Annotated in this window: 21 protein-coding genes; 5 read left to right on the top strand and 16 right to left on the bottom strand. The window is 70.0% G+C overall.

Annotation, left to right across the window (positions count from 1 at the left end):
* Positions 1-39: 39 nt before the first annotated feature.
* From ruvB to ruvC, 3 genes are read right to left on the bottom strand one after another with little or no spacing between them, the layout of a single operon-like run.
* Positions 40-1,128, bottom strand: coding sequence for a Holliday junction branch migration DNA helicase RuvB (gene ruvB, locus ABD156_RS22605; RefSeq protein ID WP_344276931.1), 1,089 nt, complete (start codon positions 1,126-1,128; stop codon positions 40-42).
* Positions 1,129-1,134: 6 nt separating this feature from the next.
* On the bottom strand, positions 1,135-1,731 hold the full coding sequence (gene ruvA, locus ABD156_RS22610) for a Holliday junction branch migration protein RuvA (RefSeq protein WP_344276934.1): 597 nt from the start codon (positions 1,729-1,731) through the stop codon (positions 1,135-1,137).
* Complete coding sequence (gene ruvC, locus ABD156_RS22615; protein WP_037811289.1) at positions 1,728-2,330, bottom strand: crossover junction endodeoxyribonuclease RuvC; 603 nt, start codon at positions 2,328-2,330, stop codon at positions 1,728-1,730. The genes ruvA and ruvC overlap by 4 nt, the downstream gene beginning before the upstream one ends.
* Before the next feature lie 134 nt (positions 2,331-2,464).
* Between ruvC and ABD156_RS22620 the strand changes: the two genes are divergently transcribed.
* The gene (locus tag ABD156_RS22620; RefSeq protein ID WP_344276940.1) at positions 2,465-2,908 is read left to right on the top strand and encodes a cupin domain-containing protein; all 444 of its coding nucleotides are present in this window, start codon (positions 2,465-2,467) and stop codon (positions 2,906-2,908) included.
* 9 nt (positions 2,909-2,917) lie between these two features.
* On the opposite strand, the gene ABD156_RS22625 is transcribed toward ABD156_RS22620, so the two are convergent.
* The 3 genes from ABD156_RS22625 to pdxT form a co-directional block, all read right to left on the bottom strand.
* Positions 2,918-3,439 carry a DUF4262 domain-containing protein gene (locus ABD156_RS22625; protein WP_344276943.1) on the bottom strand — a complete coding sequence of 174 codons (522 nt, stop codon included), beginning with the start codon at positions 3,437-3,439 and terminating at the stop codon, positions 2,918-2,920.
* Positions 3,440-3,677: 238 nt separating this feature from the next.
* Complete coding sequence (locus ABD156_RS22630; RefSeq protein WP_116204315.1) at positions 3,678-4,433, bottom strand: YebC/PmpR family DNA-binding transcriptional regulator; 756 nt, start codon at positions 4,431-4,433, stop codon at positions 3,678-3,680.
* Positions 4,434-4,493: 60 nt separating this feature from the next.
* Positions 4,494-5,129, bottom strand: coding sequence for a pyridoxal 5'-phosphate synthase glutaminase subunit PdxT (pdxT, locus tag ABD156_RS22635; protein ID WP_344276950.1), 636 nt, complete (start codon positions 5,127-5,129; stop codon positions 4,494-4,496).
* A 412-nt stretch (positions 5,130-5,541) separates the two neighbouring features.
* On the opposite strand from pdxT, the gene pdxS reads away from it, so the two are divergent.
* Positions 5,542-6,453 (top strand): pyridoxal 5'-phosphate synthase lyase subunit PdxS, encoded by a 912-nt coding sequence (pdxS, locus tag ABD156_RS22640; RefSeq protein WP_344276953.1) that lies wholly within the window; start codon positions 5,542-5,544, stop codon positions 6,451-6,453.
* Between the two features lie 62 nt (positions 6,454-6,515).
* On the opposite strand, the gene ABD156_RS22645 is transcribed toward pdxS, so the two are convergent.
* The 10 genes from ABD156_RS22645 to ABD156_RS22690 form a co-directional block, all read right to left on the bottom strand.
* Positions 6,516-6,944 carry a hypothetical protein gene (locus tag ABD156_RS22645; protein ID WP_344276956.1) on the bottom strand — a complete coding sequence of 143 codons (429 nt, stop codon included), beginning with the start codon at positions 6,942-6,944 and terminating at the stop codon, positions 6,516-6,518.
* A 60-nt stretch (positions 6,945-7,004) separates the two neighbouring features.
* Positions 7,005-7,457 (bottom strand): luciferase domain-containing protein, encoded by a 453-nt coding sequence (locus ABD156_RS22650; RefSeq protein ID WP_344276959.1) that lies wholly within the window; start codon positions 7,455-7,457, stop codon positions 7,005-7,007.
* Between the two features lie 19 nt (positions 7,458-7,476).
* Positions 7,477-7,959, bottom strand: a complete 483-nt coding sequence (locus tag ABD156_RS22655; RefSeq protein WP_344276962.1) for a flavin reductase family protein — start codon at positions 7,957-7,959, stop codon at positions 7,477-7,479.
* Positions 7,956-9,224: a dihydroorotase gene (locus ABD156_RS22660; protein WP_377927530.1), complete on the bottom strand. Its 1,269-nt coding sequence runs from the start codon at positions 9,222-9,224 to the stop codon at positions 7,956-7,958. The genes ABD156_RS22655 and ABD156_RS22660 overlap by 4 nt, the downstream gene beginning before the upstream one ends.
* Positions 9,170-9,343, bottom strand: a complete 174-nt coding sequence (locus ABD156_RS22665; protein WP_344276965.1) for a hypothetical protein — start codon at positions 9,341-9,343, stop codon at positions 9,170-9,172. Before ABD156_RS22665 ends, ABD156_RS22660 begins: the two co-directional genes overlap by 55 nt.
* On the bottom strand, positions 9,340-10,467 hold the full coding sequence (locus ABD156_RS22670; RefSeq protein ID WP_344276968.1) for an acyl-CoA dehydrogenase family protein: 1,128 nt from the start codon (positions 10,465-10,467) through the stop codon (positions 9,340-9,342). The genes ABD156_RS22665 and ABD156_RS22670 overlap by 4 nt, the downstream gene beginning before the upstream one ends.
* A complete protein-coding gene (locus ABD156_RS22675) occupies positions 10,449-11,489 on the bottom strand; it encodes a PrpF domain-containing protein (RefSeq protein ID WP_344276971.1) in 1,041 nt (346 codons plus the stop codon). Before ABD156_RS22675 ends, ABD156_RS22670 begins: the two co-directional genes overlap by 19 nt.
* Positions 11,489-13,282, bottom strand: a complete 1,794-nt coding sequence (gene asnB, locus ABD156_RS22680; protein WP_344276973.1) for an asparagine synthase (glutamine-hydrolyzing) — start codon at positions 13,280-13,282, stop codon at positions 11,489-11,491. The genes ABD156_RS22675 and asnB overlap by 1 nt, the downstream gene beginning before the upstream one ends.
* Before the next feature lie 2 nt (positions 13,283-13,284).
* A complete protein-coding gene (locus tag ABD156_RS22685; protein ID WP_344276976.1) occupies positions 13,285-14,085 on the bottom strand; it encodes a cupin domain-containing protein in 801 nt (266 codons plus the stop codon).
* A 522-nt stretch (positions 14,086-14,607) separates the two neighbouring features.
* Complete coding sequence (locus tag ABD156_RS22690; RefSeq protein WP_344276979.1) at positions 14,608-15,192, bottom strand: TetR/AcrR family transcriptional regulator; 585 nt, start codon at positions 15,190-15,192, stop codon at positions 14,608-14,610.
* A gap of 286 nt (positions 15,193-15,478) precedes the next feature.
* Here ABD156_RS22690 and ABD156_RS22695 point away from each other — a divergent pair, with 286 nt between their 5' ends.
* Genes ABD156_RS22695 through ABD156_RS22705 form a run of 3 tightly spaced genes read left to right on the top strand, consistent with a single transcriptional unit; the run spans position 15,479 to position 17,280 of the window.
* Entirely contained in the window at positions 15,479-15,904 is a 426-nt protein-coding gene (locus tag ABD156_RS22695; RefSeq protein WP_344276982.1) for a GlcG/HbpS family heme-binding protein, read from the top strand.
* Between the two features lie 28 nt (positions 15,905-15,932).
* The gene (locus ABD156_RS22700; protein WP_344276985.1) at positions 15,933-17,135 is read left to right on the top strand and encodes a Cmx/CmrA family chloramphenicol efflux MFS transporter; all 1,203 of its coding nucleotides are present in this window, start codon (positions 15,933-15,935) and stop codon (positions 17,133-17,135) included.
* Positions 17,095-17,280, top strand: coding sequence for a tautomerase family protein (locus ABD156_RS22705; protein ID WP_344276987.1), 186 nt, complete (start codon positions 17,095-17,097; stop codon positions 17,278-17,280). Before ABD156_RS22700 ends, ABD156_RS22705 begins: the two co-directional genes overlap by 41 nt.
* Positions 17,281-17,293: the final 13 nt, after the last annotated feature.

Consider the following 17,293-nt stretch of genomic DNA (forward strand, 5'->3'; position numbering starts at 1 on the left):
CGGCGGAAACGCCACCACCCGGGCCGCTGTCCGCCCTTGTCAGGCCTGGTCGAACAGCGTCGGACCGCCCGCGTCGGGCCGTCCCGCCTCCGGGGGCGGGACCAGTCCGAGGTGCAGCCACGCGGCCGCGGTCGCGACCCGGCCGCGCGGAGTGCGGGCGAGCATACCGGCCCGGACCAGGTAGGGCTCGCACACCTCCTCGACCGTTGTGGCCTCCTCGCCGACGGCGACCGCGAGCGTCGAAATGCCCACCGGTCCCCCGCCGAACGAGCGGGTCAAGGCGCCGAGCACGGCCCGGTCCAGCCGGTCCAGGCCCAGCTCGTCGACGTCGTAGACCTTCAGCGCGGCCTGCGCGACCTCCAGGGTCACCTTGCCGTCGGCGCGCACCTCGGCGTAGTCGCGGACCCGGCGCAGCAGCCGGTTGGCGATCCGGGGCGTGCCGCGCGAACGGCCGGCGATCTCGGCGCAGCCGTCGCTGTCGATCTCGATGCCGAGAATCTTCGCGGCGCGGCGGACCACCAGCTCCAATTCGGCCGCGGAGTAGAACTCCATCTGGCCGGTGAAGCCGAACCGGTCGCGCAGCGGGCCGGTCAGCGAACCGGACCGGGTGGTGGCCCCGACCAGCGTGAACGGTGCGATCTCCAGCGGGATGCTGGTGGCGCCGGGCCCCTTGCCGACGACGACGTCGACCCGGAAGTCCTCCATCGCGAGGTACAGCATTTCCTCGGCGGGCCGGGCGATGCGGTGGATCTCGTCGATGAACAGGACGTCGCCGGGCGCGAGGTTGGACAGCATCGCGGCCAGGTCGCCCGCGCGTTCCAGGGCGGGCCCGGAGGTGATCCGGATGGCCGCGCCCAGTTCGGCGGCGACGATCATCGCCATGCTCGTCTTGCCGAGGCCGGGCGGGCCGGACAGCAGCACGTGGTCCGGCGGCACGTCGCGCCGCCGCGCGCTCTCCAGCACCAGTTCCAGCTGCTCGCGGACGCGTTCCTGGCCGACGAACTCGTCCAGTTTGCGCGGCCGGAGCGAGGTCTCCAGGTCGCGTTCGCCGGTCTGGGCGAGCGCGGACAGCGTTTCGTCGTCCGCCTCGTAACCGCCGGTGTCGAACTCGGTCACTTCGTGGTTCATCGGCGGCTACCGCTTGCGGCCCAGCGCGGCCAGCGCCGCGCGCAGCACCGAGGACGTGGTGTGCCCGTCGCCCTCGGACAGCACCCGGTCCACCGCCTGCTCGGCTTGTTTGGCCGGGAAACCCAGCCCGGCCAGCGCTTCCACCACCTCGCCGCGCAGCGCGCCGGGCGCGGTGACGACCGGGGCGTCGGCGGCGCCGCCGAGCGCGGTGACCTTGTCCCGCAGTTCGAGGCTGAGCCGCTCGGCCCCCTTGCGGCCGATGCCGGGGACCTGAGTGAGGACGGTGATGTTGCCTTCGACGAGCGCCGCGCGCAGTTTGTCCGGCTCCAGCACGGCCAGCGTCGCCAGCGCGAGCCGCGGCCCGATCCCGGACACCGTCTGGAGCAGGCCGAACAGCTCGCGCGCGTCCTCCTCGGCGAACCCGAAGAGGGTCAGCGAGTCCTCGCGCACGACCAGCGCGGTGTGCAGCCGCGTCTGCTCGCCGCGGCGCAGCGTAGCCAGCGTCGCCGGGGTGGCCTGCACCGCGAGGCCGACACCACCGACCTCGACCACCACGTGGTCGAGCCCGACGGACAGCACTTCGCCGCGTACCGAGGAGATCATCGTCGTGCTCCTGTTTCGTTCTGCTTCGTGGTGGTTCCAGCAGCCTTTGCCGCGGCCGCCAGCCGGGCTTTGTGCGCGCGGACCAGTTCGGCCGCGCGAGCCTCGGCCTCGGCGAGCCGGACCCGCATCGGCTCGCGCCAGAGGTGGCAGATGGCGAGCGCGAGCGCGTCGGCCGCGTCCGCCGGATGCGGTTTGACCTCGAGCCCGAGCAGCCGCATCACCATGGTGGTGACCTGCGCTTTGTCCGCGCGGCCGGACCCGGTGACGGCGGCCTTGACCTCGCTGGGCGTGTGAAAAACGACCGGCAGCCCGCGCCGGGCGGCCGACAGCGCCACGACCCCGCCCGCCTGCGCGGTGCCCATCGCGGTACGGACGTTGTGCTGCGCGAACACCCGCTCGACGGCGACCGCTTCGGGCCGGTACTTGTCGAGCCAGCGCTCCACCTCGTCGGCGACACCGAGCAGCCGCTGCGCGAGATCCTGGTCGGCGGGCGTGCGCACGACCCCGACCGCGACCGGGCGCACCGACCGGCCCTTGCCGCCGTCGACCACGCCGAGGCCGCACCTGGTCAGACCGGGGTCGACCCCGAGCACCCGCACCGTTTCTCCTTCGCCCGCGCGAACATCCGTTCGACGTGCAGGCTAGCGGTCGCGGTGCGCAGGCCCGCGCATGGACACGCGCAACGCATGGTCACACCTGGCGGGCGACCCTTGTGCGCGAGCACGATGGAGGCATGCCGGGACCGGAGGACTACGTCGCGCACCTGGGCCTGGAGCCGCTGCCGGTGGAGGGCGGCCGGTTCGCGCAGAGCTGGCGCGCGGACGAGGGGTCGGCGATCTATTACCTGCTCACCGCGCCCGAGATCTCCGCGCCGCACCGCCTCGACCGCGTCGAGGTGTTCGTGCACCACGCGGGCTCACCTGCGCGGATGCTCCTGCTGCATCCCGGCGGCGAGGTGACGCGTCCAGTGCTGGGCAGCGACGTGGCCGCCGGGGAACGTCCGCAGGTGGTCGTGCCTGCCGGGACGTGGCAAGCGACAGTGCCGCTGGGCGAGTGGAGCCTGCTCGGCACCGTGGTGATGCCGCCTTATACCGACGACTGCGTGGAATTCGCGGATCCGGCGACGCTGGCCGCCCAGTTCCCGGACGCCGCCGGCGACCTGGCCGCGCTGGGTTGATCAAGCAGGTCAGGGACCGTCGACGCCGGGAGTCCAGCTTTCCGGGTCCCCGCTCTCGGTGAGGACCGGCTGCCATTCGGCGAAGCCCTCGGGCGCGTCGGCGTGCCACGGGAAGTACCCCTCCGGCGTCGCGACGATCATCTGCAGCGCCGGGAAGTCGCCGTCCGGGTAGACGAGGAACGCGGACCCGAAGTACTCCGGGTAGTGGCCTTTCGCGACGCGTTCGAAGATCACCGGCGCGCCGTCGAAGAAATCGTCGTAGCGTTTGCCGACCTCGAAGATCTCGCCGTTGGCGGACCGGTCGACGTACGCGTCGAGCAGCACCGGGGCCATGTGGTCGGGCAGGCCGATCACGACCGCCTCGGGCACGTTGTGCAGCGCCCACGCGCACGCGGTGAAGCAGTAGCCCGCGCCCTGGTCGTCGGCGGGCACGGCGATGACCGCGTTCCCTCGTTCCCTCGCCTGGGTTTCGATCCAGGCGATGAGGCTCTGCTCTTGCTCGGTGAGCGCGGAGGTCGTCACGGCCGACATTCTGCCCCACCCGCGCGCCCGAGCCCAGTCCCCGCGCCGGTCATTTTCCCGCCGTCCCAAGGATTTTCGCGCTTTCCCTTGCGCGCCAAGGGAAATTCACGCGAAAACGGCCGCGCCCCCGGAGTGCCGGGGGCGCGGCCGTGTCGCGGGCGATTGGATCAGTCCACCGCGGCCATGACCTCATCGGACACGTGGAATCCGGCACCGCGCGTACACGTTGCCAGTCCCACTGCCGAGATCAGTCCACCGCGGCCATGACCTCATCGGACACGTCGAAGTTCGCGTACACATTCTGCACGTCGTCGCAGTCCTCGAGCGCGTCGATCAGCTTGAAGACCTTCTTCGCGCCGTCGACGTCGAGCGGCACGCTCACCGACGGCAGGAAGGTCAGCTCGGCCGATTCGTACTCGAACCCGGCCTCCTGCAGCGCCTTGCGCACCGGCACCAGGTCGCCGCCCTCGGAGACGATCTCGAAGCTCTCGTCGAGGTCGTTGACCTCCTCGGCGCCCGCGTCGAGGACCGCCATCAGGACGTCGTCCTCGGTCGCGTCCGCCTTGGGCATGATCACGACGCCCTTGCGGTTGAACATGTAGGCGACCGAGCCCGGGTCGGCGAGCGAGCCGTTGTTGCGCGTGAGCGCGGTCCGGACCTCCATCGCGGCGCGGTTCTTGTTGTCGGTGAGGCACTCGATCAGCACCGCCACGCCGTTCGGGCCGTAGCCCTCGTACGTGATGTTCTGCCAGTCGGCGCCGCCCGCTTCCTCGCCGGCGCCGCGCTTGCGCGCGCGCTCGATGTTGTCCTGCGGGACGGAGTTCTTCTTCGCCTTCTGGATCGCGTCGTACAGCGTGGGGTTGCCGTCCGGGTCCCCTCCCCCGGTCCCGGTGCGGGCGGCGACCTCGATGTTCTTGATCAGCCGCGCGAAGAGCTTGCCCCGCTTGGCGTCGAGGTTCGCCTTCTTGTGCTTCGTCGTGGCCCACTTGGAGTGGCCGCTCATCTTTCCTCCATCTGTTCCCGCGGCCGCGTGCCTCCCGGCGCGGCCGCCGCAATCCTTTGCTCAGGCTTTCCGCACGAGCTCGACGAACAGCCGGTGCACGCGCTCGTCCCGGGTGATCTCCGGGTGGAACGCCGTGGCCACCACCGCCCCCTGCCGGACGGCGACGATCCTATCCGCCCTCGGCCCGTCCGGCGGGTCCTCCGGGTCGGGCACGGTGGCCAGCACCTCGACGCCGTCTCCCGCCTTCTCGACCCACGGGGCCCGGATGAACACCGCGTGCAGCGGCCCGCCGGGCACGCCGGCGAACGGGAGGTCGGCTTCGAAGGAGTCGACCTGCCTGCCGAACGCGTTGCGCCGCACGACCACGTCGAGGCCGCCGAGCTGCTGCTGGTCCGGGCGCCCGTCGAGCACCTGGCGGGCCAGCAGGATCATCCCGGCGCACGAGCCGAAGGCGGGCAGGCCGCCCGCGATCGCCTCGCGCAGCGGTTCGAGCAGCTCGAAGGTCTCGAGCAGCCGCGACATCGTGGTGGACTCCCCGCCGGGCAGCACCAGGCCGGCTATTCCGGACAGCTCGGCGGGGCGGCGCACCGGAACCGCACGGGCACCCGCGCTTTCCAGCATCGCGACGTGCTCGCGCACGGCGCCTTGCAGGGCGAGCACGCCGACCGCCGGCCGTGCTCCCGTAGCTGTCGCCACCCGACCTCCCGTGAGACGTTCGCATCAGCTTAGGGGGACCGTCCGGAGCGCAACCGGGCAGGTCAGGCGGGCAGCACCGGGGCCGCCGCCCACCTGGGGAGCGCTCCGCCGGCCGATCCTGAACCGAGGCGAAGTGGACTGCTGAAATCTGTCGCCAGTGGCCACCTCGAAGGTGGTCTCCACCGGCACCGGTCCATTCTGCCGTTCCCGGCCCGGACCTGTCTTCCATGGTAGGCCGATCCGGAAGCCCCAGGTCAACGCTCCCCAGCGGAAAAGTGACCGAGCCCAAGTGGATCTTCCGCCGAGGGAAGTGGCCTTCCGAGATACCCGTGCAATGGCCTGCCTCAGCGGTCCACCGCCGACTTACGCTGGAGGGGAAGAACGCTTCCGCTCCCCCGAGAAAGGCCCGAAGGTGTCGCAGCAGCAGAACGCCGAACCCCAGACCGTCACCGGCACCGCGAAGGTGAAGCGCGGCATGGCGGAGATGCTCAAGGGCGGCGTCATCATGGACGTCGTGACCGCCGACCAGGCCAAGATCGCCGAGGACGCGGGCGCGGTCGCGGTCATGGCGCTGGAGCGCGTCCCCGCGGACATCCGCGCGCAGGGCGGCGTCGCCCGGATGAGCGACCCGGACCTGATCGACGGCATCATCGAAGCGGTGTCGATCCCGGTCATGGCGAAGGCGCGGATCGGCCACTTCGTCGAGGCGCAGGTGCTGCAGTCGCTCGGCGTCGACTACATCGACGAGTCCGAGGTGCTCACCCCCGCCGACTACGCGAACCACATCGACAAGTGGGCGTTCACCGTGCCGTTCGTGTGCGGCGCGACCAACCTCGGCGAGGCCCTGCGCCGCATCACCGAGGGCGCGGCGATGATCCGCTCGAAGGGCGAGGCCGGCACCGGCGACGTCTCCAACGCGACCACCCACATGCGCAAGATTCGCGGCGAGATCCGCCGCCTCCAGAACCTGCCGGAGGACGAGCTGTTCGTCGCGGCCAAGGAACTGCAGGCACCGTACGAACTGGTCCGCGAAGTGGCCGAGGCGGGCAAGCTGCCGGTGGTGCTCTTCACCGCGGGCGGCATCGCGACTCCGGCCGACGCGGCGATGATGATGCAGCTGGGCGCGGAGGGCGTGTTCGTGGGCTCGGGCATCTTCAAGTCCGGGAACCCGGCGCAGCGTGCCGAGGCGATCGTGAAGGCGACGACGTTCCACGACGACCCCGATGTGCTGGCGAAGGTGTCGCGCGGGCTCGGGGAGGCGATGGTGGGGATCAACGTCGAGGACGTGCCGGAGCCGCACCGGCTCGCTGAGCGCGGCTGGTGATTGTTCGGCTCTGATTCAGGTTTCGATACGAACGGCGAGGGCACTGTGCCCTCGCCGTTTGTTCATTGCGAAGGAGCGCGCTCGACTCGATCCCGCCGATCCGTGTCCGCGATCTCCGAGCTTGCCATCCGGCCGAGCAGCTCCGAGACGAATTCGCGGTCGAAATTCGGCAGTCGCGCCATCTCGACGGCCCAGGGAACGGCCAGCAGCATCCCGTAGGGACGTCCGGAATTCCAGGCCGACTCGACGGTAAGCTCGATCAGCCTCTCCGGAGTGGGCACGCCTCCCCCGTCGAGAGATTCCCACGCGCGGGAGAACTCGCCGAGGCAGGCAGACAAGTCGCGCTCCAGGAAGGGCCACATCGGCACGAACCCGGATGCTTCAAGGGTCGCCCGGCCCTCCAGTTCAACGCCTGCGCCGATCAGGCCGCCGGGCATGATGCCGATCCATGCCCCGTCTCCGCGGTACACCGCTGGAGTCCACTCGGTCACGGGAATGATTTTAGCCCTCGCACGCGGCTGGTCGATTCGTCCGCCATCAACCCCGAGCGCTCATTCGCTGTGCCGCCCCCGCGCATAGCTGTACGACTCCAGCACCACCCGCCACACGATCTCGATCTCCTCACGGTCCCGAGGCCCGTACACGAGCTGCGTGTTCTGGATCGGGTGCGGCACGCCCCAACCCGCCTCGGTCACCAGTTTCTTCGCGATCGGCGGGAGCGTCAGATGCAGGCTGCCGTCCTGCTGCGGGTGCAGATGGGCGAATTCCCGGCTGTGCTTGATGAACGCGTCGTCCGGACCGGTGCCGAACTCCGGGGCCAGGTGGATCGCCCTTGCTTCCGGGTAGGGCACGTGCGTCGGCGCCAGGTAGACGCCTGCCAGCGAGCGCATCCGTTGCCACAGTTCTTCCTGCAGCGTCGTCGGAGCGATCTGGTTGAGCTGGCCGTGCGGGATCGGGCCGCGGGTGCGCGGGGCCGGGCCGTCGCGGTCGGGGATGTCGAACATGAGTCCTCCAAGGGGTGAGTCAGACTGGCCGGGTGCGCTGGTAGCGCCTGCCGTGGTAGACGAGGGGGTCGCCGGGCCGGGTGGTCGCTGCGCGGACCTCGCCTAGCAGGAGGCCGTGGTCTCCGGCGTCTACGGTTTCCCGGCGATGGCATTCGATGGCGGCCAACGCGTCTGGGTGCAGGAGGGTGCCCTGCTCGCCTGGTTGGAAGCCGGTGCTGCCGAAGCGGTCGGCGCCGGGCGTTGCGAACAGGGCGGCCAGTTCGGTTTGCTCCGCCGTCAGGACGTTGACGCCGAATCGTGAGCAGCGGGAGAAAACATCGTAGGAGCTTGACGTTTTCGCCTGGCAAACGAGCAGCAGCGGCGGGCGCATCGATACTGAGGTCACCGAGGTCGCGGCGTATCCGCGTGGGGTGCCGTCGTCGGCGAGGGCGGTCACCACGCAGACGCCGCCGGCCAGTGCCGACATCGCGTCTTTGAACTCGTCGAGCAGTGCGGCGGTCATCGGGCATCACCAGTTGCGGCGGGGACGGCCGAGGGCTTGAGCCATTCGCCGTCGGGGGTGCCGAAGCCGTGTTCCAGGCGGAAGACCGTGCGGCCCCTTCGGATTGTGCGTGCGACGCGGCCGGTGAACATCCAGCCCGCATACGCGGTCCAGCCGCATTTCGCTTGGACGTCGCCGGGGCCGAACGACCAGTTTTCGGCGGGGTCGAACAGGACCAGGTCGGCGTCGAGGCCGGGAGCGATCGCGCCCTTGCGGTCGGCGATCCCGAACAGCCGGGCGGGTTCTGCGGCCAGCACGCGGGTGACGATCGGCAGCAGGTCGTCCGGCGTGGCATCGGGTGCGCGGCGGCACAGGCCGGTGTACAGGGCGGGGAAAAGTTCCTGCACTCCGGGCAGGCCAGGCGGGGCGTCGGGAGCCGCGACGGTCTTGTCCGCGAACGCGTGCGGTGCGTGGTCACTGCCCACAGTGGACACTTCGCCGCGGAACACCGCGTCCCACAACCGGTCCTGGTCGGCCTGTTCCCGGATGGCGGGGCTGAGCCGGATGCGCGAACCGCACCGGGCGGTGTCGGCCGCGGTGAAGGACAGGTGGTGCCCGGTGGCCTCCCAGGTGACCGGCAGCCCGGCCGCGCCCGCCGCGGTGAGCAGGTCGGCTTCCTCCCGGCTGGACACGTGCAGCACGTGCGCCGCGGTGCCGTGCCGCCGGGCCAACTCGATCAGCTTGGCCACGGCGACGATCCCGCCCGAGCGCGGCCGGAACCGTTCGTAGTCGCGGTAGGTCGCCGGGGCGCCCTGCCACTGGTCGAGGAGCGCGAAGACGTCGTCGTCCTCGGCGTGAAAGAGCAGCCGCAGGCCCTGTCGTTTCGCGACGGCGAACAGTTCGTCGAGCCGACCGGGGTCGCGCAGCACGTGCGGTGCGGTGTGGTGCCCGGTGAGGAATGCCTTCGCGGTTAGTGCTTCGGCGGGTTCGAACGTTTCCAGCGATTCCACGGCCTCTGGGTTGACGCCCGCGTGAAAGCGGTAGTCGACCAGGCTGGTGCCGCGGATTTCCGCGTCCTTGGCACGGGCGTCGGCGGGAGTGAACGTCGCCGGGCGCGTGTTGGGCATGTCGAACACTGTCGTGACGCCGCCCGCCACCGCGGCGCGCGACGCGTGCGCCCAGTCCTCCTTTTCGGTCAGGCCCGGAGTACGGAAGTGCACGTGGGAATCGATCAGGCCGGGCAGGACGTGCCGCCCGGCGGCGTCGATTTCCTCGGTGCCGGACACGGTGCTCCCGGCGGGGAGCACGTCGGCGATTTCCCGCCGGTGACGGCGATGTCGGCGAGGCGGACGCCGCCGGGGCCGGTCACCCGGCCGCCCCGGACGACGAGGTCGTAGTTCTTCACGCGGCCCATGGCAGGCTCACCAGCTCTCGGCTCAGGTCGTTGGTCGGGCCCATCAGCGCGACGGCGCGGGCGTCGCGGGCCATCCGGTTGATCGGGTTCGTCACCACGTATCCGGCGCTGCCGAGCAGCCGGGCGATCGCGGCGACGACTTCCTCGGCCGTCTGCGAGGCGTGGATTTTGCTGTGCAGCGTGACCTCGCCGGGGTCGGCTCCGTCGCGGCGGCCGGCCCGTTCGACCAATGCGCGGGCGGACTCCACCTGCCCGCGCAGGTCCACCAGACGGTGCCGGACGGCCTGCAGGTCGAGCAGCGATTTCCGTTGTGCCGCTTGGAATCCGAGGTCCCACGCGGCTTCGGCGATCCCGGCCGACACCGCGCCGAGGGTGGCCCCGGACTGCCGGACGCCCGCGATGATCGTGCTCGCGGTATCACGCGGCCCGAGCAGGGCTTCCGGGCCGAGGCGGCAGTCCTTGAGCTCCACGAACCCGGTCGCCGACGCGCGCATGCCGACCAGGTCCAGGCTCAGGTCCGGCTCGATGCCCGGGTTGGTCGCGGGCACCAGGAAGAAACTCTGCCCGCCGGATCCGTATGCGGCTTCGTCGGACTCCCCCACCGGCGTGCTCTGCGCGAGCACCAAGTAGACGTCGGTGATCCCGGCGCCGGTGGTGAAAGCCTTGCCGCCGCTGACAGTCCAGCTGCCGTCGGGCATTTCGTCGGCGACGGTCGAGAGGTTTTTCTTCGCCGCGCCTGCGCCGGATTCGCTCCACGCGGACGCGGCCAGCCACTCGCCGGACGCGAGTTTCGGCAGCAGTTCTTCGCGCTGGGCGTCGCTGCCCCATTCGGCGATCCGGCTACATACGGCCAGGTGCTGGAACGCGATGATCGCGGTGGACGGGTCGTGCCGCGCGATCCGCGCGATCATCCGGTTCCCTTCCAGGGCGTCCGCTCCGGCTCCGCCGTACCGGCGCGGGACGACGAGGCCGGGCAGCGGCGAGTTCCGTAGCGCGGCCAGCACCTCGGGAGCCGGGCGACCGGCTTCGTCGGCCGCCGCGGCGTGCTCCGCGAGTACGTCGACCAGCTCGTCGACGCCGAGGCGCACGGGGGTGGTCAGGTCGACAGCAGACACGAATCCTCCTTCAGGGCATGGGGATCGAACGAATCGATGGTCACCGCGCCGGTGAACGACACCGCCTTCTCCGGGACGCTGACCCAGGACAGCTCGCTGTCCTGGTCGTGGCCGGACACCGCGGCGTCCGAAGTGGTGCACCCGCCGGCGGTGCGGATGCGCAGCGACGCGGTGCGCCGGGTCTCGCCGCCGGCCAGCTGGAACGGGATGGTGCCGCGGATCCGGCGGGCCGCGCCGAGGCACACAGCGCCGGTCAGCGCGAGCGTCGGATGCCACGACGGCACCGAGACCGCGCGCGCCGCCAGCCCGTTCTCGCCGTCCGGCAGGACCGCGGCCACCTTCGGGAACGCGCCGTCGACGGGATAGCCGTACTGCCGCGCGGCCGAGCGGCGGATCGCGCTCATCGTGCGGAACAGCGGCTGCCCCGCGGCGAAAAGCTCCTCCGGGGTGTCGACGCCGAGGTCGTGGCCGGACAGGAACAGGTACGGGTTCCCGACCGAGACCGCGGAGACCCGGATCGCGCCGTCGTCGAAGGGCAGGTCCGTGGTGGTCTCGCCGAACGGCAGCAGTTCGCCGAGCGGCACCGCGGGGTGGTTGAGGAAGTGCGCGGTGAACGTCGTCCGGTCGCGGACGCATTCGTCGACCTCGCACACCACGTGGTCGTTGTTGTTGAGCACGCGCACCCGGACGCGGTGTTCGGGCGCGAGCCTCCCGATCCAGCCGAGCCTGCTGGCCACGACCACCGACGAGAGCACCGAATGGCCGCAGCTGCCGCGGAAGTCGAACCGCGCCGGATCGCCGGGAATGACCTGCACGAACCGGTAGTCGAGGTCGAACAGCGGATGCTCGGACACCGACACGAGCGCGATCTTCGTGACCGCGGCGAGGCCGTGCTCGGCGAGCCAGGCGACGCCGTCGGACAGCGCTTCGGCGAGCGCCTCCTCGGACGCCGGCAGCCGCTCGGCGGGCAGCACCAGCGTGGAACTCGGGCTGCCGTGGGCATGGGCGATGTGGGCGAGCATCAGGCCGCGCTCCTTTCCCTGGCGCCGCCGCTCACCAGCTGCTCGCTCCAGATCCGGTGGATGAGCAGCGACCAGATGGCCAGCGCCGATTCGTCGTTCGGCCGGGCGGCCTGCGCGTCGAACAACCCGGCCACGGCCTGCGGATCGAGCTGCCCGCGATCGGCGAGCGACGGTCCGGAAAGCATGTCTCGGGCATAGCTGTGCAACGGCTGTCCGGCCGCGAGCATCGAGGTGATCGGCAGCGTGAACGGCTGTTTCGGCCGTTCCAGCACCGAATCCGGGACGAGGCCCCGGCCGGCCGCGTAGAGCGCGCGCTTCACCTCGCGGCCGCGCACGCGCTGCTCGGCGGGCAGCCGCCGGGCCAGGCGCGTCACCGAGCGCTGGCAGAACGGCAGCCGCACCTCGACCGAATGCGCCATGCTCAGGTGATCGACGCGGCGCAAATGATAGGCGGGCAAGCGTTCGTCCACTTCGAACTCGGTGATCGCGTACAGCCGGTCCGGCCCGGCCCCGCGCAGCCGCCGCGCGATCCGGTCGGCCTCGGTTCCGTTGCGCCGCACCAGGTCCCGGTATTCGTCGGTGTAGAGCCGGTCCCGCAGCGCGGCGGGCACGGCAGCGAGCGCTTCGACGTATCCGTTCGGCCAGTCCTCGGCGCCGCCCACCGCGTCGCTGATCCGGCGGTAGCCGCCGAAGATCTCGTCCGCGGCGTCGCCGGAGAGCGTCACCTTGAACCCGGCGTCGTGCACGCCCTGGAACAGCAGGTAGGTGCTCAGCGTGATCGGGTCCGCGTTGGGCTGGCCGAGGTGCCACACGACTTCGCCGAGCAGGTCCGGGAACGTCGCCGGGTCCGCTTCGATCTGGTGATACGTCGCGCCGCAGCGGGCGGCGACCTCGCGGGCGTAGGCCTTTTCGTCGAACGGCCAGTCGCCGGTGTAGGCGATGTTGAACGCGTGCACGTGCGGGACCTTCTCCGCCAGCAACGCCGTCACCAGGCTGGAATCCAGTCCCCCGCTGGTGATCGTCGAAATCGGGACGTCGGCCAGCGCGAGCCTGCGGGTTTCGGCGCGCAGCGTGTCGCGCACACGGCCGCCCGCCTCGTCGAGGTCGCCTCCCTCGACCGGGAACGCGCTTTCCGCGCGCCGCGAGATCTTCAGCCCGCCCGAGCGCGTGTAGACGGCGGTGGCCGCCCGCGGCAGCACCCGGACGCGGTCGAACATCGTCCGCTCCCCGAAGGGCGTTTTGGTGGTGAGGTAGCTGTCGAGCCCCTCGTCCCGCTGCTCCCACCCGACGCCGGGGACGCTCAGCAGAGCCGGCAGCTCCGACGAGAAATACAGCTCCCGGCGTTCCGGGCTTTCGTGGTGGTACAGCGGTTTCATGCCCGCGTCGTCGGTGACGAGCACGAGCTTCGGCTCGGTCCGCAGGTCCAGCACCGCGATGGCGTACATCCCGTCGAGGTGGTCGACGAAGTCCAGGCCGTACTTGTGGTACAGCGCCGGGAGCACGTTGCCGTCGCAGTGGTCGTGGAAGACGTAGCCCGCCGCGTGCAGGTCGCGGCGCAGCACGTCGTGGTTGTAGATCTCGCCGTTGAAGACGACCTGGATCTCGCGGCCGAGCCGGTAAGGCTGCTCGCCGCCGTCGAGGTCCACAATGGCCAGCCGGTTGTTGCCCAGCGCCCAGCCTTCGCCCGCCGCGCTGAACCGGGCATCCGGGCCGCCGTGCCGCTGCAGCGCCGAAACCGCGCGCAGATGGTGGTGCGCGAGATTCCCGCCCAAGTGTCCGTAGATCCGGCACATGACTACTGCTTCACCTCCGCGGATACGCCCGCACGGGCGTAGAGGACAGGGTCGAACGGCGTCGGTCCGCCGCACGTGGCGAACCGCCCCTCGGCCGATTCCGGATTGCGCGTGCCGTGCGGCACGCCGGGGGCGGCGAACAGCACGTCGCCGGGAGAGACGTCGTGCCAGCGGTCGATCAGGTACATCTGGCCGTCGCCCTCGAAAGCGATGAACGCTTCTTCGCTCTCCGGGTGCTGGTGGACGTTGAAAGTCTGGCCAGGGTCCTGGATCCCGCAGTGCAGGCACAGCCGCGCGCTGCCGGTTCCGGGCCAGAAAAGGAAATTCATGACGGCGGTCTTCTCGTCGGCGGCGATCTCGCCGGTGCCGCTGAACCCGTGCAATTGCGTTTCGGTGTTCCACAGTTCGCTCTCGAGCCGCGGCGCGGAGCCGGTGGGTTCGTTGCCCGCCAAGCGGGTTCGCCACACGTACGCGGTCAGGCCGTCGTCGCCCGCTTCGAGTTCGAGCGTCCGCCCGGTCGGCGAGTGCAAGGCCGAACCGCGGGCGATTTCCGTGCGATGCCCGGTGACGTCGCCGTGGCCGGAGCCCGCGAAGACGACCGCGACGTTCTCTTCCTCCAGCGCCCAGCCGAGACGCCACGCCTTCCCCGGCGCGACCTCCACGACGAGCAAAGTCACCCGTTGCGCCCCCATGGCCGGGCCCACTGGCTCGGCGACGCGGCCCCAGTCGAACGGCGAGAAGACGAAGTCCGCGGCGCGGACGATCGTTCCCTGAATGTGGTCGACAAGCATCCCATGTCCCATCAGGTTGCCGATAATTGCCCAGTGACGGAAGCTGAATTGATCAACGCGATTCGATTCCGCGTTTCACTTCCGGTGGCGACCGTACTAGCCGGGCACAGCGCGCCGCAAAGCCGTCAACGGGCCGGTCGAATTGGCGCAAATTACGCAGCGGTCATTGACTGTATCGATCCAGTACATTTCCCGCTCCGCCAAATGCCGCAACCGGAGCGTCCGCTGGCGCCCGGAGGGCAATCAAAAAGACGGGGCAGATTTTTCCTGTGAGCGTCGCCACAGTTTAAGGGGACGGAACATTGACCTTACCAGCGCGAATTCACGAAAGCTCCTGCCGCATAAGGAAACTTGGCAACTCAGGACCACACAAGACAGTCGTAATTTCCCGTGAAGACGACGTGCCGCCGAGGCCGGAGCCAACACTTTCCGACATGCCGGAACATGATCGGCAACGAAACCGGCGACCGTCTTTCCGGCACGAAAAAGAGGCGACCATCCTTGAGATGATCGCCTCCGGGCGCGGAAATGGAACTATTCCGGAATAGCGTTCAGCGCGGTGTCGACAACCTGTGCCAGCAACGTCTTGTCGCGGCAGACCGCACTCATCACGCGCAGCCCCTGAATCATCGTCACCAGGAAATTCGACAACGCCGGGATATCGGTGCCCTGCGGCAGTTCGCCCATGCTGCGGGCCAGGTGCAGCGTTCCGTAGAAGGAATCCTGCAGCGCGGCGATCGCGTCGCACACGATCCGGTTGGCCGCGTCGTCGTGCGGCACCCGCTCGGTGATCGCCATGACGAGCAGGCAGCCCGGCCGGCCGGGCTCTTTCATCGCGTCGTCGATCCGGCCGAGCAGCAGGTCTCGCATCACCTGCCGGATCGGCACCCGCTGCATCAGCGATTCCCGGGTGGCGTCGGTGGTCTGCCGGACGTACCGCTGCAGCGCTCGTTCGTAGAGGCCGTGCTTGCTGTCGAACGCGGCGTAGAGCGACCCGCGGCCGAGCCCGGTCGCCTCGGCGAGGTCCTGGATCGAGGTGGCTTCGTAGCCCTTGCGCCAGAAGACCTCCATGGCCTTCTGGATCACCTCGTCGGTGTCGAACTCGCGAACTCGGGGCATGCCTCCAGGGTAAGGAAGCTGGAACGACAGGTCAACAATAGAGCGCTTCATCTGGACTGATAGGTCAACAATAAGAACCTCAGATTTCTCGTTTTGCTTGCTACACAAGGGGTATAGCGCTGAAGGTAAGGCTTTTGACTCAACTATTATTTGCCGATCGTTCCAGATTTGGTACCGTCGAAGCGACCGCCGGATGCGGTCCGTGTGCGACCGGTCCCGGTGCGCACCCTCCTGTGGCCGGCGGCACCGAAGAGAAAACCGCACTCGCCAGACAAGGAGAGTTCTCATGCCTCACGTGCAGCGCCGGTCGTCCGTCAGCGACGAATTGGCCTGGCAGATCGTCCGCGCCGCCGACGAGGCCGCGAAGGCGACCGACAAGCGGTTCGCCGTCGCGGTGGTGGACGAAGGCGGAAACCTGAAGGCGTTCCTGCGCCAGGACGGCGCGAAGCTCAACGCCGTCCAGGTCGCGCAGGACAAGGCCTACACCGCGGCGTCCTCGGCGATGCCGACGGAGAAGTGGTCCGAAGTGCTCGACGCCGACCCGGTGCTGCGGACCGCCGCGCCCACGGCGATCGACCGCCTGGTCGGCATGGGCGGCGGCCTCCCGATCGTGGTCGACGGCGAACTGGCCGGCGCGATCGGCGTCTCCGGCGCGCATTGGACCGACGACGTCAAGATCGCCGAGGCCGGACTGTCGGCGCTCGAGTCCTGATCATCGCCCGAACCCTCCGGGAGTCACGATGCCCATCGCCCTGTTCGTGCTCGGGCTGACGGTGTTCAGCCTGGGCACGACCGAGTTCATGATCGCCGGCCTGCTGCCGGAACTGTCCGGCGCGTTCGGCGTCTCCCTGCCGCAGGCCGGGCTGCTCATCTCGCTGTTCGCGGTCGGCGTCGTCATCGGCGCTCCGCTGATCACCGCCGCGACCACCAAGGTGCCGCGCAAGACGGCGCTCGTCGCGCTGCTCGTGGTGTTCATCGCGGGCGAGGTGCTCGCCGCCGCCGCGCCGTCGTTCGGCGTGCTGATGGCCGCCCGCGTGGTCACCGCCGTCGCGCACGGCTCGTTCTTCGGCATCGGCGCGGTGGTGGCGTCGAACCTGGTCGAACCGGGCAAGCGCGCCCGGGCCATCGCGATCATGTTCGGCGGCCTGACCATCGCCACCATCGCCGGGGTTCCGCTCGGCACGTTCGTCGGCCAGCACTTCGGCTGGCGCGCGACCTTCCTCGCGGTCGCGATCCTCGGCGTGATCGACCTGATCGGCGTCCTCGCGCTGGTGCCGCACCAGCCGCGGGCGGGCCACCTCGGCCTGCGCCACGAACTGGCCGCGTTCCGCAATCCCAAGGTGTGGCTGGCGCTCGGCACGACCACGCTCAGCCAGGCGGCGCTCTACACCGCCTACACCTACATCGCGCCGTTGCTGACCGACCTCACCGGGTTCTCCGCCGGAATGGTGCCTCCGCTGCTGGCGCTGTTCGGCTTCGGCACGTTCCTCGGCAGCGTGCTCGGCGGCAAGCTCGCCGACCGTTCGCTGATGGGCACGCTGTGCGCGGGCCTGCTGCTGCTCGCGGTGATGCTCGGTGCGTTTTCCCTTGCCGCGCATAGTAAACCGGCCATGATCGCGACGCTGTTCCTGTTCGGGATCGGCAGCTTCCTGATCAACCCGGCGCTGCAGACCCGCGTGATGAACGAGACCGAAGGCGCGCCGACGCTGGCGAGCACGAGCAACATTTCGGCGTTCAACGTCGGCAACGCGCTCGGCCCGTGGCTCGGCGGCGTCGGCCTCAGCGCGGGAGCCGGGCTGCTTTCGCCGAGCTGGATCGGCGCCGGGCTGGCCGTGACGTCGCTGGTCGTCGCGCTCGGCGCGGTGGCCCTGGACCGCCGGACGGGAAAGGAGGTGAACGACGATGCCGGTCGTGCACGTGAACTGGTGGAAGGGAGCCGGTGAGGCCGAACGCCGCGAGCTCGTCGAGGAAGTGACGGGCACCGTTTCGAGGCTCGCGAAATGCCCCGAAGCCGCGGTCACGGTCATCATCACCGACGTCGAAAAGGACCACTGGGGCCTCGGCGGGAAGCTCGCCGGAGACCTCTGAACGGAGGCCGGGG

Origin of the sequence: Amycolatopsis albidoflavus (assembly GCF_039525725.1) — a bacterium.
GTDB lineage: Bacteria > Actinomycetota > Actinomycetes > Mycobacteriales > Pseudonocardiaceae > Amycolatopsis > Amycolatopsis albidoflava.